Source organism: Sphingorhabdus sp. (genome assembly GCF_023910635.1).
Lineage (GTDB): Bacteria > Pseudomonadota > Alphaproteobacteria > Sphingomonadales > Sphingomonadaceae > Sphingorhabdus_B.
The window spans coordinates 1-16,682 of the sequence record NZ_JAAVVZ010000023.1 but is presented as its reverse complement, the minus strand read 5'-3'; the positions used below and the strand labels follow the sequence as shown (position 1 = coordinate 16,682).

Genomic DNA, 16,682 nt, shown 5'->3' with positions numbered 1-16,682 from the left:
ATGACTTCGAATGCAATGAGCTACTTCACGATGCAAAAACGTCACATTTACGAGATGAACTAGACAAGCTTACTGGGCTGTCCAACCTCCATCGACAAGCAGGCTCGTACCCGTAACCATGCTGGCGGCAGGCGATACTAGATAGAGAACTGCCGCGGCAACATCTTCTGGCTTTCCAATCCGGCCGAGCGGTATCATCGTATCGACAAAGGAACGAAACTCAGGCTTTGCAAGCATTGGCGCGGTCATCGGCGTCTCGATAAAAGTCGGCGCAACGGAATTTACGCGGATATTGTGCGACGCAAGCTCTACCGCCATCGCTTTTGTAAGACCCTCCAGCGCATGTTTAGTCATGCAATAGACTGTCCGCCCCGGCGAACCAACATGCCCCATCTGGCTGGTTATATTGATGATAACCCCGCCGGATGCCCCTTCCACCATAGCGCGCGCGGCCCCTTGCGCCCCTAAATAGGCGGCGCGCACGTTGAGATTAAGCATTTGGTCAAGAACAGCAACTGGTACGTCGACCATAGGCATCGGGTGGTTGGTGCCCGCATTGTTCACAAAAATATCCACGCGGCGCTGTGACAGTTCGATCCCAAATGCAGGGTCATTCACGTCTGCCTGCCACATCTCTATGCTTGGATACTCTTTCGCAAGATCCTCTAAGGCAACCGCATCCCTCGCTACCGCTGTGACGCTCGCTCCAGCTTCCGCCAATGCGATGCAAATCGCTCGACCGAGTCCTTTGCTGCCACCGGTAACCACTGCATGTTTGTGGGCAATGCCTTGCGCCCAGCCAGGGATTTCATTTTGCGTCATTCTATCGTCCTTGCATTCGAAGTCATTTTCTATAGCGTAAGGGACAATTGAACTGATTCAAAGTGTCGAAGGAGAATTAAATGGCCCGCTATCTAAAAACCGGCATTACTGAGGATGCTGCGGCGGAGGCCGATGCGCAGGTTCGTCAAATTGTCGAAGAAATCATCGCTGACATCAAGAAGCGCGGCGATGACGCGGTCCGCGACTGGTCGCAGAAATTCGATAATTGGGCGCCTGCCGACTTCAAATTGTCTCAAGCGGACATTGACATGGCTTATGCTGCGCTGGAACCTCAAACCATCGAAGACATTCGTTTTGCCCAAGCTCAAGTAAGGGGCTTTGCACAGATTCAGCGTGATGCGCTAAAAGATGTAGAGGTCGAAACTTTACCAGGCGTCATTTTAGGACACAAGAACCTTCCGGTGAATAGTGTCGGATGCTATGTTCCGGGTGGCAAATATCCGCTGGTTGCGTCTGCGCACATGAGCGTTGTGACTGCCAAGGTAGCAGGTGTGCAGCGGATTATTTCAGTTGCACCTCCGTTTGAAGGCAAGCCCAATCCAGCAATTGTGGTCGCCATGCACATGGCAGGAGCTGACGAGATCCTTTGTGTGGGTGGCGTTCAGGCCGTGGCGGCAATGGCACTTGGTACGCAAAGCATAGCAGCAGTTGATATGATCGTCGGTCCAGGCAACGCGTATGTTGCTGAGGCTAAGCGTCAGCTATTTGGGCGCATCGGTATTGATTTACTTGCTGGGCCGACAGAGACATTGGTGATTGCTGATGAAACCGTCGACGGAGAGCTATGCGCGGCCGATCTACTCGGGCAGGCTGAACATGGCCCCAATTCTCCTGCGATATTGCTGACCAATTCAGAAAAGCTCGCACACGAGACAATGGCTGAAATCGAGCGTCAACTAACAATCCTGCCAACAGCGCCGATCGCATCGAAAGCGTGGGCCGATTATGGTCAGGTGATCGTTGCGGACAGCTACGAAGAAATGGTCCAGATTGCGGATGAGATTGCGTCTGAGCACGTTCAGGTGATGACCAAAGACCCTGATTATTTTTTGCACCATATGAACAATTATGGTGCGTTGTTTTTAGGCCACCGAACCAATGTCAGTTACGGTGACAAAGTTATCGGTACCAACCATACCTTGCCAACCAAAAAAAATGCACGCTTTACGGGAGGGCTTTGGGTAGGCAAGTTCATTAAGACTTGCACCTATCAAAGGGTGCTAACTGATGAGGCGAGTGTTATGATTGGAGAATATTGTTCGCGGCTCTGCAAGATTGAGGGCTTTGCGGGACACAAAGAGCAGGCCGACATAAGGGTTCGCCGTTATGGCCGCAAAGAAACAACCTGAAGCCAACAACGGCCGCGCGACGTCTTACGATGTGGCGCGGCAAGCTGGAGTGTCGCAGTCCGCAGTATCTCGCTGTTTCAAGCAGGGGGCATCTGTCGCACCGCGTACTAGGGAAAAGATTTTGGCCGCCGCGCGCGAGCTGAATTATTACCCTAATGCTATTGCTCAGGGCCTGATCACGCGCCGCTCAAACCTTGTAGCCATAATTATTTCAAACCTGACCAATCTGTATTATCCTGAAGTATTGGCTGAGTTAACGCAGCGTTTGTCAGCTCAAGGTATTCGGGTTCTTCTGTTTTCACTTGCCGCAGAATCAGACGTAGACGAGGTGCTTGATCAGGTTTGGCGCTACCGCGTCGATGGTGCAATTGTTGCAGCACGGCTTGATGCACAACAACTTGCGGCCTTTGCTGATCGCGGGGTACCCGTCATACTGTATAATCGTATCGGCGAAGGCGAACCTGTCGCGAGTGTTTGCTGCGATTCCGTAAGCGGTGAAAATGCTTTGGTCGACGCGCTGGTTGAAGGCGATCATCATGTCTTTGGGATCATCTCAGGTCCAGCCGATAGCTATGTAGGCGAAGAACGCGTCGAAGCCGCAAGACGACGGTTACATCAATTAGGGCGGGACTGCCAAATCGTGCGCGGCAATTTTGATTACGCCAGCGGCGATGCTGCACTGAGAGATTTGATGCGCATCACGGACCGAAAGTTGGACGCGTTGATTTGTGCAAATGACCTGATGGCGATCGGTGCAATTGATAGCGCACGGATTCACTTCGGCATCGAAGTGCCGCAAGATTTGTCAGTGGTCGGCTTTGACGGCGTCGGCCCAGCAACATGGCTTGCGTATCAGGTGACAACGATCCGCCAGCCGGTTCGTCGGATGACTGAGGCTGCGGTGGCAATGTTGCTCGAACGGATCGAGCAGCCAGGGCTATCGCCCGAACAGCGTTTGTTTGCTGGCGAATTGTTAACCGGCAGTTCCGCAAGGCTCGGGTAATGCAGCCGACACCAGTTCTTTTGCCGGGCAATATGTGCGATGCGCGGCTTTGGACAGAAGCAGTGCGAGCTACGTTTTCGGGTGCAATCGACGCCGACCTCACGCAGGATGACAGCATCGAGGCTATGGCCGAGCGGGCGCTGGCGGCAACCGACGGCCAATTGTTAGCGGTTGGTTTTTCAATGGGCGCAATCGTTGCCGTCGAGATGGCAGTGCAAGCGCCAGAGCGGATAGTGGGTCTCGTCTTATCCGGTTACAACGCTACCGCTGACTTGCCGGAACGTGCCGCACATCGCCCTGCGCAGCAAAGCGAAGTTCGCGCAGGCGGGCTCGAGCGAGTATTGGTTGAGGAATTGAAACCTAATTACCTTGCCGCGCAAAACAGAAAAGATAATTCGCTTCTCCGCCTACTGCGCGACATGGGAATGGACTTGGGTGCCAATGTTTTTGTTCGCCAGAGTGAGGCGCTGCGGCTGCGCGGAGACCGGCGCGACGCCATCGCCGCTCTTCATATGCCGGTCCTCTATATATGCGGGGGAGAAGACACACTCTGCCCGCCTGCTTGGCATCAAATCTGGGCAAATTTGACACCTAAATCCCAGTTTAAGGAAATCTCCGGTGCTGGTCATATGCTGCCACTCGAAGCGCCCAAGGCCTTTGCTGCGACCATTGAAAATTGGCTGACAATCAACGAAAAGGAATTTGCCTGATGGCTGACCGCATACTCACGACGCATGTAGGGTCGCTACCGCGATCTGCCGCTGTTACAGATCTTGTATTTGCGCAGGAACGCGGAGAGGCGATTGATGTCGCCGTATTTTCCAGTGTGATCGGGGCGGCTGTAGATGATGCCGTCAAGCGTCAAGTTGCCAGCGGTATAGATCTCGTCTCCGACGGCGAAATGTCGAAAATTAGTTACGCCACCTATATCAAGGACAGGATTACCGGCTTTGACGGTGATAGCCCGCGCAGCGCACCCAAAGACCTTGAGATGTTCCCGAGCTTCTTGGAGCGCCAATCTAAGGGCGGCGGCACACCAACCTATCGCCGCCCAAAATGCGTGGGGCCCATCGCCGTCAAATCAATGGCTCCGCTTGAGGAGGATGTGTCGCATATGCTGGCAGCAGTTGCAGCGCATAAGCCATGCGGCGGATTCATGAACGCTGCATCGCCCGGCGTAATCGCGCTGTTCCAGCCCAATGAATATTATCCCTCCCAAGACGCCTATCTGGAGGCACTGGCAGAGGCGATGCGCCCCGAATATGAGGCAATTGTAGCGGCCGGATTATACCTGCAGCTTGATAGCCCGGACTTAGGCTTGGGCCGCCACATGATGTACAAAGATCGCAGCGATGCTGAATATCTCACCCTTATCGGCGGCCATGTTGAGGCACTGAACCATGCACTACGCAACGTGCCCGCTGACAGGGTACGGATGCATGTGTGTTGGGGCAATTATGAAGGGCCGCATTGTTGTGATGTTGAACTCGGCGTAATCCTGCCAACGTTGATGAAGGCCAAACCCGCAGCACTTCTGTTCGAAACATCCAACCCGCGCCATCAGGCCGATTGGAACTATTTCGTCGAGATGGCGGATATGATTCCTGATGACAAAATCCTGATCCCAGGTGTGATCGACAGCACTACAAATTTCATCGAGCATCCGCGCGTTGTCGCGGAGCGGATTGAGCGCTATGTCAATATCATCGGGCGGGAGCGGGTGATTGCAGGCACCGACTGCGGCTTTTCGACTTTTGCCGGTTTCGGCGTCGTCGACCCGGATATCGTTTGGGCAAAGCTTAGAACACTGTCCGAAGGGGCCGATCTGGCGAGTAAGAAATTATGATAAGTTTCCGCGACCAATTGCGCGCCGGCGAATTACTTGCTGGCACATGGATCAAAACACCGCATCCGCATGTCGTGGAAGTATTGAGCTTCTCTAGTCTCGATTGCCTTGTGCTTGATGCCGAGCACGCCCCATTTGACCGCGCTGCGCTTGACCTTTGCATATTGGCAGCGCGCGCAGGCGGTAAGACGGTTCTGGTCCGTCCGCAATCGGCGAGCCAGGAACACATTCTCAATGCGCTTGATTGCGGAGCCGATGGCGTGATTTTGCCGCATATTTGCAATGCCGCCGATGCCGAAGATGCCGTTAAAGCCTGCCATTATATAAGCGGCGGACGAGGCTATGCGGGGAGTTCGCGCGCAGCTGGTTATACGACGAAGGGTATGGCCAAGCACCGCGCGGATGCAGCCAGCGTGACCATCATCGTCCAAATCGAAGATGTAGAAGGCGTCGAGAATATCGACGCTATCGCCGCTGTTTCTGGCATTGATGCACTCTTCATTGGCCGCGCAGACCTAACCATCGCTTACAACGCAGAAACCCCCGACGACGCAGTTGTAGTGGATGCCGTCGACCGCATCGTTACGGCGGGCAAAGCGGCAAGCCGCGCCACCGGCATGTTCCTTGGCCGCGTTGGCGATGTCGGCATGTGGCGCGAAAAGGGCGCGAGCCTGTTCATACTCGGATCAGATCACGACTTCCTATTGCAAGGCGCAGCAAAACTGGCGGAAGCGGTTAAGGCTTAAGGTAGAGCCCCGTAATCAATCACCTCACCTGCCAACTGCGATACCATAGCGGCGTGATCGATCACAGTCTCGTCGGCGTTGCCGGTAAACACACTGCTGCCAATTAACCGGACACGCCTCCCGCTGGCATGATGACCATGCACACGCCAAAGAATAGCTGTTTGCTGCTCCCCAACAATCGCATGTTCAAAATGGAAAGTCGCGTCTGGTAGTGCTCGGATAAGCGCAGGAAGCCATGCCTGGTCATAGAGATTAAAAGCGCGGCCGTTCCATGCCCGATGTAACCAATCTGCAATGACGCGGGCGCTTTCTGGAAAGCCGAGGGGGAGGATGGCTTTATCGCCAGCGTCATATTGACCTTGTCCGCTGCGCAGTTCGCCAAGGGGTGGATGAACGTGCGGTGCGGTTTTTGCCTCTCCGCGGTCTTCGATCACGACTTCGCGCATGACAAGGCCTTCTTCGCGCCAAACCCAACGATGACCATGCCAGCTATGTTTTAGGCCTTTGACCTTGTAAGCGATCATCTCACCCAAATCTGTGGTGATCGTGATATCGGCGGCGTCTTCACTTACCCAAGCAGCGGTGATGGCGTCGCGGCCTTTGATGATACCAAGGCTATCTTCGCGGGTGGCGCGGTGAACGTGGCTATCGGCGAGGCGCGCATAGGCCCGGTCGCGGCGCAGCGCGATTTCAAGGGTAGCTAAGGCACTCAAAGCCCACCCTCCATCTGACGCATCAGGGCAACTTCATCGAACACCGTCACGTCGTCGATAATTAAGCCGTGCGCAATTCGCCAATGCGTGACCGCGAGGATATAGATCGGCTCGCCCGTAGCCGCGCCATAAAGCGCGCCGCCATCATGTGTGCCGGTCAGTTCCCAGCGGACGGCGATCATATCGTCAATGGCTGCAACATGCTGGATAGACATCCGTGCATCGCCGAAACTGCCGATCAGTGCAGTGAACCATCCCGTAATCTCTCCCCAGCCGAACAGTCTGCGCCCACCTGGGCCGCTCCAATGCGCAGCAGGAGAATAGGCCTCTCGCACGCGGCCAAATCGGCGTTGGGCGATGATCTGATCAAAAAAGGCGTGCGCAAAATCATGCGGGTCGCTCTGCGGATTGGGCAGGGCTTTGTTGGTGAAGGTGCTAAGTGGTGCGTCCTGCATACGCGCCATCGCTGCTAAGCGCCACTCTGCGCGACCGCCCATGACTTTGTCAGCGGCGGCATGAGTGCGCGCGACTTCACGCGGATGGAAACCAAGCTGAAGTGCCATATGGCTATAATCACGAACCAGCCATTCCTCGATGATCAAGTTTTCTTTGCAAAGGCAATCCGCAATGGTCGTAAACGTAATCCGTTTGCCAGTCGCGGGGCCAAGTTCGGACGTACCGAGATTGGTGGCCGTGCTAGTGATGCGGTGGGACGATAGATACGCTCCATTTCCTTCATTAGACCAAATCACGGCCTCACCGGTTAATGTCCGGTCAGGGAAGGCAGACAATGTGCGAGATGTTCCCGCGATCACGCCGTCCATTCCAATTGCGGGCCCTGTCATCATATGCACCACTATATCGCTGCCATAATGCGTCGCGATCAGGCCGACATCCTTTTGCTCCCAGATACGGTGTGTGCAGCGCAGGATATAGTCGACGATGTCGGCATATTCAGGATCAAAGCCGGGGATATCTTGCCGCGCAGCACCCTGCGAAGCCAAGATTTGCGATATATCGCGGCCTCCGACGTTTGGAACGGCTCCATTGGCCATCGCGGTCATCGGTAAACCAGATACGCAGTTGCGCCTGCATCGGCGAGCAAGCGGCGTGGTAATCCAACTGGCAGGCTAATCGTATCGCCCTCGCCCAACGTCACAAAGCCATCGTCGCATTCAACATCAACACTACCCCGGTGAATGAAGAGCACATCTTTGTCATCTGCGTCGTCCCAATCAATCGCCTCACCGGGCGCAATATCGATGCGGTCAAGCATAAAGCCGTGATCCCAATTAAGCGGACCGTCTTCGCCAATGATCGGGGTTGCCGATGTGCCATCGGAGGTCGCATTTCGCCAAACAATTGCCTGCGCCTGGGTCAAATCCATTTTGCTCAAAGCATCGGCGGCGGCGCGGGATGTTGGGGCCATTGGCGGGACATCTGTGGGAACAGTTTCCCCCGCCGCAGTGTCGACCAGCGATCCATTTTCGAGCAAAACAAGCCCGTAATCTCTTGCCATGTCGAACACCTGTGGAGCCCATGTCACACGGCCAGGATTGTCTTGGCCAAGAACCGCCCATAGAAATCCAGGACTGCCATCCTCAGCACGATCCGTCGCGGTAAAGCCGCGAAAAACGCGCGTTGGAATGGAAATAACATCGCCGGGATGCAGGTCGACCTGCGCATCGTCGCCATGCTCACCAAGGTCAAACCGCCAATGGCCGCTGTGGACGACAAATACTTCAGCGGTATCGTGGCTGTGCTGGGAATTTACACAGCCCGGTGGTTGGCGTGCTCCGCCGATATTATAGCCATGAGGTTCAGCGATATGAACATGCTGTCCGGGGTTTTCTGAGACACCAGGGCCTATAATCGTAAAATTTTCTTTAGCCTCGGAGCCAGGCGTCCGGCAATCGATAAAGGCGTTGTAACAGGGAATCATGTCTGCGTAGCGGACCATGCGATTTGTGAGTGCATCGCACGTTAAGTCATCAATATTGGCGATAGATTTGGCCATGAAGTTCCTGCATTTCCCTCATTTTTTAGGCAATTCAAAATGCCTCACAAATAACGGTTTACGGGGATTGCATTCGAAGTCAATATTGGTGTCAAATGAGGAGATCAAAATGACACTTGATAAAGCGGGTTACTGGCAGCTGATTTCTGGCCACCGCGACTTGGGTAAAAGCCATGGTGCGCTGTTAGATTTGCTATACGCAAAGGATTGCAATTTCAACGCAGGCGCGCCTGTCGACCATTGCGCCGGCAGGGAAGCAATAGTCGAGCGGTTCTGGCAACCCTTGGTGCATGCATTCCCCGATCTCGAACGACGCACCGACATATTGATGAGCGGTCAATTCAAAGATGGTGATTGGTTTGCCTCAACCGGGTATCTGGTGGGGCACTTCGAAAATGACCTTTACGGCCTCAAGGCTAGTGGGCGACCTCATTTCATACGTTATGGTTGGTTTGACAGGGTTGCAGGCGATCATGTTGTTGAAAGCTATGTGTTGCTCGATCTGACGCGACTGATGATTGAGACCAATCAATGGCCACTGCGTCCGCAGCTGGGTGAAAGCTGGTCTCCAGCACCGGCAACACAAGATGGCCTGGCACTCAATGCCGCCGATCCAATGGAGTCGGGCAAAAGCCTGAAATTGGTCGAGGACATGATCGCGGGACTAATGTCCTATGACCAAAAATCGCTTTCTAGCATGGGAATGAAGCGTTTTTGGACGCCTCAATTCCAGTGGTATGGCCCCGGCGGTATAGGCAGTGCGCGCGGTCACGCCGACTATGAGCGCGCACATCAGGGGCCATTCCTCACAGCCTTTCCTGACCGAATCGGCGGCAATCATAAATGCCGGATAGGTGAAGGCACTTATGTGGCTTCAACCGGCTGGCCAAGCCTGAATGCCACCCATTTCGGTGATGACTGGATCGGGATTCCGGCAACCGGAAAACGCATTACGCAGCGGATCATGGATTTCTGGCGACGTGAGGATAATATGCTCGTCGAAAATTGGGTGTTCATCGATATGGTCGACTTGATCAGCCAGTTCGGCATTGATTTGCTGCCAGACCACAAGAGGGAAACAAAATGATCAGCGCACAGCAATTCACGCAAGGGCGACGATTTGGTGCGCTCACATTTTTGCTGGTCGCGTATTTCTTCTATGCTTGGTCCTGGAACACGGTCGATATCCTCCGACCTTATATCAAGGAAAGCCTTAGCCTTACCGATTTCCAAGCGGGGTCGGCTTACACCCTGCAGTCCATAGGGGCGATCATTGGTGCCGTTGTCATGGGGCAAGTCGCTGACAAGATTGGTAGGCGCAATGCGTTGGTGATTACAATGACCGGTTACGGTCTTGGTCTCCTCGGCGCGCTGGTGATCACGGATTACACCGGATTGATGATCCAGCGGATCGGGCTCGGGTTCTTCATGGGGGCAATGTTTCCAATCGCCGTTGGCATTTATTCTGGACTGTTTGAGCGCGATGTCCGCGGCGTGATCGCTGGGTTTGTTTTGGGAACCTATAATCTGGCTGTTGCTGCTTTGGGCTTTATGTCCGCAGCGGCGTTTAAGGCTGGCTACGACTGGAAGATATTGCTCTGGGCTGGCGGCATACCCGTTGCAATAGCGTTGTTTGCGTTTCTGCTTATCCCCGATGACCGCCGCTTCATTCCGATGGACGGGGCCAGCAACGACGAAGCGATGGCAAAATCGAAATTGCCGATCACCGAATTATTCAAACCCGGCGTAGCCAAACAAACAATCTTGTTGGCAACAATGACGGGATTGAATTTTTTTGCGTATCAGGCATTCACTGGCTGGGCGACAACCTATCTTAAGGAAGACCGCGCCATTCCTGATACGGTCGTTGGGGATGTGCTGGGCTGGCAGTTTATTGGGGCAGCAATTGGTGGCCTCGTCTGGGGCTTCATCAGCGACCGTTTCGGTCGTCGCAACGCTGCTTGGGGGTTTGTTGCCGCAGCGGTAATTATCCCTGTTTATTTGTTCATACCGATGCCTATTGGTCTGCTTGAGCTAACAGGCTTTACCTATGGTGTGATGTTGTCGTGCAGCGCGATCTGGGGACCATGGCTGTCAGAGCTATACCCGCCGCATTTGCGGTCAACTGCCGCATCGATTTTCAACTGGGGCCGTGTAATCAGCATGACCGCCCCGCTAATTACTGCGCCACTGGCAGAGGCGTTCGGTCGCGCACCCGTAATGAGCCTGGCTTCGATCAGCTTTCTGGCAGCGGCATTTATTTGGTTGCGCATGCCTGAAACGGTGGCGGGGCGGAGGTAGTCTAGCGATCAACTGGATCTGCTCTAAGTTTGGTAAAGATGTTTACCGTACCGCCCGTCGCTAAATCCTGACGATCGCCCCTCTGGTCATGAGCCCGACCAGATTCCAGGCTGCTCCATTATTTGCTAAAAAGTATTGACGCAGGTCTGTACATTGGCAAAAGCAAGTGTTCTTCTCATGAATGGCTTGGTGTTAAATGCCAGCCCGCGGGTGAGAAATTGCTGGCTCCCTGTGCATTAACGAAGTGCCGCTTACGATGAACGCAGTTGCTAAACGGACAGTCCAGATTGTCCAATATTGCTGCCAATTGCAGGGCACAATCAACGTCCGCATTCAGCAGGTTCTGACACGGCCTTGAGTGACTGCAATTGGGCGCAAAGCGCAACGGCAAGAAATAGGCGGAAAGGGCGCTTTAGCTAGATGCTCGCAATCAACGCTATATTGCGCGGATCGCCGATAAGATCGGTCCCCATTCGGTTCATGATATAAGCGAAGCCGAGCCGCCGATCCGGATCAGCGAAGGCGAAGGAGCCGCCCCAGCCTCCATGGCCGTAGGCGGCTTCACTTTCGCCGTAGATACTGCTTACGTTGCGCAGGAACCCTGCAGCCCAACGAGCCGGCACGCCAAGCACGGCGTCGAGGGCATCGTATCTAACCTGCGTTGCTGTTCTGAGCACATCGGGCGATACCAGATTACCGCCACCGCGCGCCAATTCGCCGTAGAGCTGCGCCAGCCCGCGTGCGGTGGCAAATCCGTTTGCAGATGGGATCTCCGCTGCGCGCCAAGCTGGATCGTTAGGTAGCAGCGGATCGAGCGGTGGGTTTGCGAGTGCCGCCATTTGCGGCTGGGTCAGTTCGGTCATCAACGCTTCATTACCCATGTGCGGCGGCGCGATCATCGTGGCAGCTCGGTGTGCACGTATGGCTGGCAAGCCAATGCTGATGTCATAGTCGGCCAACTCGTCGGCGACAAACTGCCTTAGCGAACGACCCTCCACCTTTTCGAACAGCGCAGTTGCGAGGAGCCCAATGGTGATGGCGTGGTAGCCGGCGTTGCTTCCCGGCTGCCAGAATGGCTCCATAGCCGCCAGCTCCTTGGCTGCCTTATGCGCGTCGTAGAAATCTTCAACGCGCGCCGGTCGGCGGAAGCCACAAAGGCCGGCCTGGTGCGAAAGCAATTGCGCGACCGTTACCACGCCTTTGCCATTTGCCGCAAATTCAGGCCAATATTCAGCCACGGCCCGCTCATAATCTATCTGCCCCCGGCTCGCGAGCATCGCGAAGCAGATAGCGGTAATGCCCTTGGTTGTAGACCAGATGTTGGCCAGCGTATCCACCTGCCATGGAGGTGCCTCGCCCGGTGCGACTGTTCCGGCCCACAGATCGACGACAAGCTCTCCATCCACCACTAGCGCAGCCGCTGCGCCTACATCGCCGCGTTCTATAAAGTTGGCGGTGAATGCATCGTAAAGCGCTTGGTAGTGCGGCGAAAAATGGCCGTGGATGATGATTGGGCTGTCCATGCTTTGGACCTTTAGAAGTTTTTCGAAACGCTGACACCCCAGATTCGCGGTGCCCCATAAACGCGGTTGCCGGTGCCGAGGACAAGCTGGTTCAATCCTTGCGTTACATAGCGTTTGTCACCGATATTCTTCGCCCAGAGTGAGACGTCCCAATCGTCCTCGCGCAGCACCGACAGCCGCCCATTCCACACCCAAAATGCGTCGGATGCAATCAGCGGATCATTGAGCGCGTCCTTAAAGGTCTGCGACTGATAGCGCCCGTCGATCGATAACCGCGCATCGATGTCTCCGCCGAGCGTGAACTGATATGCCGCACTTCCGCTGAAGCTGAGCTTTGGCGCGTCGGAGAGGCGGTTGCCTGCAGGCACTGCCCCGCCCGAGGAGGTGAAGCTGCCAAGCCGAGTGTGCAGCAAGCCAACCCCAGCGGTCAGCGTCAGCCCATCTAGTGCCGTCGGATTCAGCGTCACATCGGTATCGAGACCGTAAATCTTCGCTTTGTCGACATTGCCAAGCCGCTGGATCGGCAGCGCGCCAACGACGTCGCGGATGAAAGTCTGGATATCGTTGTAATCATAGTAGAAACCGCTGGCAGAATAGCTCAGCCCCGCACCACTGGCGCGGCCCTTGATACCGACCTCATAAGCAATCAGCTTTTCGGGGCGGTAGGGGATCAGCTGCGCCGAATTTGTGGCTACACCCGCAAAGAAGCCACCGCTTTTGACGCCCTGCGAGGCACTGGCGTAGATTAGCGTCGATGAGGATGGCTTCCAGTTGAGTCCGAGCTTCCACGACCAATTCTTGTCCGAAATCCTTCCGTTGACACTGGCGAGCGGAATGGGCCGGCTGCCGAACGGTGCGTTGGTCAGCGCGCTGCCGGGGGCTAGCGCGACCAGATCGCTGGTGCCGCCTACATTGCTGCGCTTCTCCGACGTGTAACGGATTCCGGTAATCAGATCGACATTATTGACCAAATGCCATTCGCCATTGGCGAACAGCGCCGCTGATTTAGTGAGCTGATTGGCGTAGGAGAAGCTCTTGGTATTGAACAGCTCTTGCAAATCGCCGTCATAGCTGGTCTGAACCCTGTCACGTGAATAAAAGCCGCCCACGAGCCAGTCGACCAGATCGGTCGCATTCGCCATCCGCACTTCCTGTGAAAATTGCTTCACCCGATCGTCAGTGTAAAAATCGGTCTGGCGCAGTGGGGTAGCATCAACATCCACACCCCATTGCCGATCAAATTTGACCAAACCGGTGACCGAAGCGAGCGTGGCGATTCCCAAGTCAGCATTTAGCCGCGCCGACAGGCTGAGCTGATCCACATCATAGTCGGGGCGCACCGACCAATTGCCGCTAAACGGATTACCGTCGGTATCGCGATAGCCGAAAAAGTCGGTGCAGCCCTGCGAACCCGGGCAAGTCAGCCCGGCAGTCGGCGGGACTGTCTGGAAAGCACCAAAAAATTCGGGTGAGCCAAGCTCCGAACGCCCACGCTGAATTTCCGCCTTCAATAGCAAGTCAACCGTTTCCGAAGGCTCCCAAAGTGCCTGCGCTCTGCCCAAAAACACTTCGCGCCGTCCGATATCTCTTTTCAGCCGCTGGTTTAACCAATAGCCCTTGTCCTGAAAAATCCCCTTTGCGGCGACGCGAAAAGCGAGTGTGTCGCTTGCGGGCAGGTTCAGCCACGCTTCGATATCCTTTGCCTGATAATTGCCGATCGACCCGGCTACCCGGCCCGAAAAGCCATTGAAGTCCGGCTTGGCAGTAACGATACTGAGCGCACCTGCAGTTGAGTTGCGACCGTAAAGCGTTCCCTGAGGTCCTTTCAGCACCTCCATCCGCTCCAGATCGAAAAAATCGAAATTCATCAACGCAAGCGAGCTCAGGGAGACTTCGTCGACGTACACGCCCGCGCTTGGATTGTTGGTAGCGCTGAAATCATTGAGGCCAACACCTCGAATGGTGATCACTGGCACCAACCCGGGTATATTTTCCTTCACCGATACGTTGGGTGTAAAGACGACGAGGTCAGTCACAGCCTCGATCCTGCGCTCCTTTATCGCATCGGCGTCAGCAACGCTGATTGTTATGGGTACGTCGCTGAGCCGCTGCTCGCGCTTTTGCGCTGTGACGACGATTTCGTCGTTGGCAGCCTCATCGCTTTTCGGAGTGGGAACTGACGCCGAATCGTCTTGCGCATGCGCCGGTGTAGCTAGAGGCAGGGCAAGCGCCGTCAAGGCCGTAAGTGACAGTAACGAAACGTGTTTTTTTAGTTTAGCCATTAGACAAACCTCCCTTTAAGCTATTTTTTCGACGATAAAGTATGTTGTCTTAACAGCATAACGACTTCGCACTGGCAAGTTTTTTAGACGATAAAGTATGTTCGTAAATTTATACGTCTAAACTATGGCCATTTTCGAACTAGTCGAGTAACCAGAAGGGATGGCAATCAAACCGACTTCTCGGGCCACGGCTTCCCGCCCTAAACGCGCGGTCAAGCGCGAAGCCTTGCTTGATGAGGCGACGCGGCAAATCAACATGCGCGGCGCCGGCGCGGTGAGCCTTAACGCGATTGCAGAGGCCGCCGGCCTCTCCCGCAACACGCTTTATTACTATGTGAGCGACCGTGCCGACCTCGCGTTTCGCTGCTATTTGCGCACGTGCGAGACCCACACTGAAGACCTCGCTATAGCCATCGAACAAGGCAGCAACATTCGCGAACGGATAGAGCACTATATAGCGCGCACACTAACCCACAGCCGCCATCCCTTGGCGGTGCTAAGTGATCAAGATTTTCTGCCCGAGCCGCAGCGCAGCATGATCGGCGAACTAAACCGCCGCAATGTCGAAACACTACAGGCGCTGATCAACGATGGCATAGAAACCGGTCAGATCCGTGCCGTGCAGAGTGAAATCGCCGCACAGGCGCTGCTAGGTATGATTAATTGGTCGCAGTTGTCCGCTATGTGGCTCGGCCAACGGGACGGCCGCGGCTTTCGACGAAGGGCTAGCGCTGCAATTGCAGACCTGTTTTTCCACGGTATCGCTGCCAACCGCGAAGATCGCTTCACAAATTCCCTGGACGCCGCGCAACTTATCACGCAGCCGGTAAACCCGTTCGATAGAATACAGGCGAGCCAGCAAAAGATGCTACAGCTGATTGGCGCGGCCTCACGCTTGTTCAACCGACGCGGGCTGGACGGCGCCTCGCTCGACGAAATCGGCGCAGGTGTCGGCGTTACCAAGGGAGCGGTCTATCATTACTTTGACGACAAGACTGACCTGATTCTGCGATGTTATGAACGCGCGTTTGAACTCTACGACATCTTCATGGACGCCGCGATCGCACAAGGCACCAATGGCTTCGAACGGTCAATGGCCGTGATGCATCTCAACTCCCAGGCGCAGGCAAGTGCAGCTCCACCGCTGATGCTCCAGCCAGGCCTCTGGGCGCTGCCTGAAGCGCAACGCAACCGATTTATTGCTGCAGCAAGCGGTTTGTGGAAGCGGTCGAACGCCATGCTTCAGGCTGGGGTAAATGATGGGAGCTGCCGCCACTGTGATGCCGCCATGATTGCGGAAGCAAGCGCCGGAGCCTTTCTATGGTTACCCAAATGGTTGCCTGAAAGTTATCCCCTCTCGCCGCCAGAAATTGCCGACCAGCTGTGCGACCTTCTGGCTTTTGGCGTTGCAAAAAGATGACTACATTCGACAACACAGCCCCAGCACTGGTGCGTTGGATAGTTTATTCACAGGTGTAGGCTAGACTTAGATCGACCAGCATTGTCAGGATGGCATCCCAGCCACCTGCTCTTCGAGAGCTTACAATCCAACAATTTTCTTCTTCTGCTGCATCTCCGGTCGTCCAGCAGCCTAAGAAAGACAGTGCCGTGTCGGGAACGCTAACTTTTTTAATGCGACGACGCTAGCAGCTGCGGCCTAGCTCCAGTTTTCAACCAAGAGCGAACCGTCACAAATCCTCCCACTTCCGGTAACCTGGTCTTTTCTAAAACTGTGCCTGCTTTCGCGCTTTCAGCAAGCACGCTGGGATGTCTTCAATTGGGCGCGAAGCTGTCGTCGCCCAATCTCTATCAATGGCTGCTATTGGCCTCACCCTCCTAAAAGCTGCCCGTCCGCTGTCCACCCAATTCTAGCCGAACAGGCTGGTGGTGGACCGCCCTGAAACCGGCCATTTATCCGTTCCGTGAACCTGCTGAACGAAAGGCCGCTTTTGAAGATTAAGTTCGGAGCAATGAAAGGCTGCAATGTTAGCGCGAGCGGTTGTAAAAGACATTCGCCATGCCACGCGCAAGCAATATGGCGCGGAGGAGAAGATTAAGA

General features: G+C 55.0%; 14 protein-coding genes. 8 read left to right on the top strand and 6 right to left on the bottom strand.

Annotated elements, in window-relative coordinates:
- Window positions 1-69 precede the first annotated feature (69 nt).
- Window positions 70-822 carry an SDR family oxidoreductase gene (locus HEQ34_RS11735; RefSeq protein WP_296200642.1) on the bottom strand — a complete coding sequence of 251 codons (753 nt, stop codon included), beginning with the start codon at window positions 820-822 and terminating at the stop codon, window positions 70-72.
- Between the two features lie 80 nt (window positions 823-902).
- Here HEQ34_RS11735 and hisD point away from each other — a divergent pair, with 80 nt between their 5' ends.
- The 5 genes from hisD to HEQ34_RS11710 are packed head-to-tail and all read left to right on the top strand — an operon-like array spanning window position 903 to window position 5,787.
- Window positions 903-2,192, top strand: coding sequence for a histidinol dehydrogenase (gene hisD, locus HEQ34_RS11730; protein WP_296200637.1), 1,290 nt, complete (start codon window positions 903-905; stop codon window positions 2,190-2,192).
- On the top strand, window positions 2,170-3,195 hold the full coding sequence (locus tag HEQ34_RS11725; protein ID WP_296200633.1) for a LacI family DNA-binding transcriptional regulator: 1,026 nt from the start codon (window positions 2,170-2,172) through the stop codon (window positions 3,193-3,195). The genes hisD and HEQ34_RS11725 overlap by 23 nt, the downstream gene beginning before the upstream one ends.
- On the top strand, window positions 3,195-3,905 hold the full coding sequence (locus HEQ34_RS11720) for an alpha/beta hydrolase (protein ID WP_296200630.1): 711 nt from the start codon (window positions 3,195-3,197) through the stop codon (window positions 3,903-3,905). The genes HEQ34_RS11725 and HEQ34_RS11720 overlap by 1 nt, the downstream gene beginning before the upstream one ends.
- Complete coding sequence (locus HEQ34_RS11715; RefSeq protein WP_296200627.1) at window positions 3,905-5,041, top strand: cobalamin-independent methionine synthase II family protein; 1,137 nt, start codon at window positions 3,905-3,907, stop codon at window positions 5,039-5,041. The genes HEQ34_RS11720 and HEQ34_RS11715 overlap by 1 nt, the downstream gene beginning before the upstream one ends.
- Window positions 5,038-5,787: an aldolase/citrate lyase family protein gene (locus HEQ34_RS11710; protein WP_296200625.1), complete on the top strand. Its 750-nt coding sequence runs from the start codon at window positions 5,038-5,040 to the stop codon at window positions 5,785-5,787. The genes HEQ34_RS11715 and HEQ34_RS11710 overlap by 4 nt, the downstream gene beginning before the upstream one ends.
- On the opposite strand, the gene HEQ34_RS11705 is transcribed toward HEQ34_RS11710, so the two are convergent.
- Genes HEQ34_RS11705 through HEQ34_RS11695 form a run of 3 tightly spaced genes read right to left on the bottom strand, consistent with a single transcriptional unit; the run spans window position 5,784 to window position 8,517 of the window.
- Window positions 5,784-6,500: a hypothetical protein gene (locus HEQ34_RS11705; RefSeq protein WP_296200622.1), complete on the bottom strand. Its 717-nt coding sequence runs from the start codon at window positions 6,498-6,500 to the stop codon at window positions 5,784-5,786. The two genes, HEQ34_RS11710 and HEQ34_RS11705, sit on opposite strands and share 4 nt — an antisense overlap.
- Window positions 6,497-7,564, bottom strand: a complete 1,068-nt coding sequence (locus HEQ34_RS11700) for an ester cyclase (protein ID WP_296200619.1) — start codon at window positions 7,562-7,564, stop codon at window positions 6,497-6,499. The genes HEQ34_RS11705 and HEQ34_RS11700 overlap by 4 nt, the downstream gene beginning before the upstream one ends.
- Entirely contained in the window at window positions 7,561-8,517 is a 957-nt protein-coding gene (locus HEQ34_RS11695) for a cupin domain-containing protein (protein ID WP_296200617.1), read from the bottom strand. The genes HEQ34_RS11700 and HEQ34_RS11695 overlap by 4 nt, the downstream gene beginning before the upstream one ends.
- A gap of 109 nt (window positions 8,518-8,626) precedes the next feature.
- On the opposite strand from HEQ34_RS11695, the gene HEQ34_RS11690 reads away from it, so the two are divergent.
- Together HEQ34_RS11690 and HEQ34_RS11685 are read left to right on the top strand one after the other, a co-directional pair.
- A complete protein-coding gene (locus HEQ34_RS11690) occupies window positions 8,627-9,604 on the top strand; it encodes an ester cyclase (protein ID WP_296200614.1) in 978 nt (325 codons plus the stop codon).
- Window positions 9,601-10,818 (top strand): MFS transporter, encoded by a 1,218-nt coding sequence (locus HEQ34_RS11685; RefSeq protein ID WP_296200611.1) that lies wholly within the window; start codon window positions 9,601-9,603, stop codon window positions 10,816-10,818. Before HEQ34_RS11690 ends, HEQ34_RS11685 begins: the two co-directional genes overlap by 4 nt.
- 416 nt (window positions 10,819-11,234) lie before the next feature.
- Here the strand turns inward: HEQ34_RS11685 and HEQ34_RS11680 are convergent, their stop codons facing one another.
- Window positions 11,235-12,341, bottom strand: coding sequence for a serine hydrolase domain-containing protein (locus HEQ34_RS11680; RefSeq protein WP_296200609.1), 1,107 nt, complete (start codon window positions 12,339-12,341; stop codon window positions 11,235-11,237).
- Between the two features lie 11 nt (window positions 12,342-12,352).
- Window positions 12,353-14,623: a TonB-dependent receptor gene (locus HEQ34_RS11675; protein ID WP_296200606.1), complete on the bottom strand. Its 2,271-nt coding sequence runs from the start codon at window positions 14,621-14,623 to the stop codon at window positions 12,353-12,355.
- Window positions 14,624-14,783: 160 nt separating this feature from the next.
- Here HEQ34_RS11675 and HEQ34_RS11670 point away from each other — a divergent pair, with 160 nt between their 5' ends.
- Window positions 14,784-16,043: a TetR family transcriptional regulator gene (locus HEQ34_RS11670; protein WP_296200603.1), complete on the top strand. Its 1,260-nt coding sequence runs from the start codon at window positions 14,784-14,786 to the stop codon at window positions 16,041-16,043.
- Window positions 16,044-16,682 lie beyond the last annotated feature (639 nt).

Excerpts from the sequence above, each read along its gene's own strand:
- HEQ34_RS11735 (WP_296200642.1), bottom strand. The coding sequence starts at position 822 with ATGACGCAAAATGAAATCCCTGGCTGGGCGCAAGGCATTGCCCACAAA.
- hisD (WP_296200637.1), top strand. The coding sequence starts at position 903 with ATGGCCCGCTATCTAAAAACCGGCATTACTGAGGATGCTGCGGCGGAG.
- HEQ34_RS11725 (WP_296200633.1), top strand. The coding sequence starts at position 2,170 with ATGGCCGCAAAGAAACAACCTGAAGCCAACAACGGCCGCGCGACGTCT.
- HEQ34_RS11720 (WP_296200630.1), top strand. The coding sequence starts at position 3,195 with ATGCAGCCGACACCAGTTCTTTTGCCGGGCAATATGTGCGATGCGCGG.
- HEQ34_RS11715 (WP_296200627.1), top strand. The coding sequence starts at position 3,905 with ATGGCTGACCGCATACTCACGACGCATGTAGGGTCGCTACCGCGATCT.
- HEQ34_RS11710 (WP_296200625.1), top strand. The coding sequence starts at position 5,038 with ATGATAAGTTTCCGCGACCAATTGCGCGCCGGCGAATTACTTGCTGGC.
- HEQ34_RS11700 (WP_296200619.1), bottom strand. The coding sequence starts at position 7,564 with ATGACCGCGATGGCCAATGGAGCCGTTCCAAACGTCGGAGGCCGCGAT.
- HEQ34_RS11695 (WP_296200617.1), bottom strand. The coding sequence starts at position 8,517 with ATGGCCAAATCTATCGCCAATATTGATGACTTAACGTGCGATGCACTC.
- HEQ34_RS11690 (WP_296200614.1), top strand. The coding sequence starts at position 8,627 with ATGACACTTGATAAAGCGGGTTACTGGCAGCTGATTTCTGGCCACCGC.
- HEQ34_RS11685 (WP_296200611.1), top strand. The coding sequence starts at position 9,601 with ATGATCAGCGCACAGCAATTCACGCAAGGGCGACGATTTGGTGCGCTC.
- HEQ34_RS11680 (WP_296200609.1), bottom strand. The coding sequence starts at position 12,341 with ATGGACAGCCCAATCATCATCCACGGCCATTTTTCGCCGCACTACCAA.
- HEQ34_RS11675 (WP_296200606.1), bottom strand. The coding sequence starts at position 14,623 with ATGGCTAAACTAAAAAAACACGTTTCGTTACTGTCACTTACGGCCTTG.
- HEQ34_RS11670 (WP_296200603.1), top strand. The coding sequence starts at position 14,784 with ATGGCAATCAAACCGACTTCTCGGGCCACGGCTTCCCGCCCTAAACGC.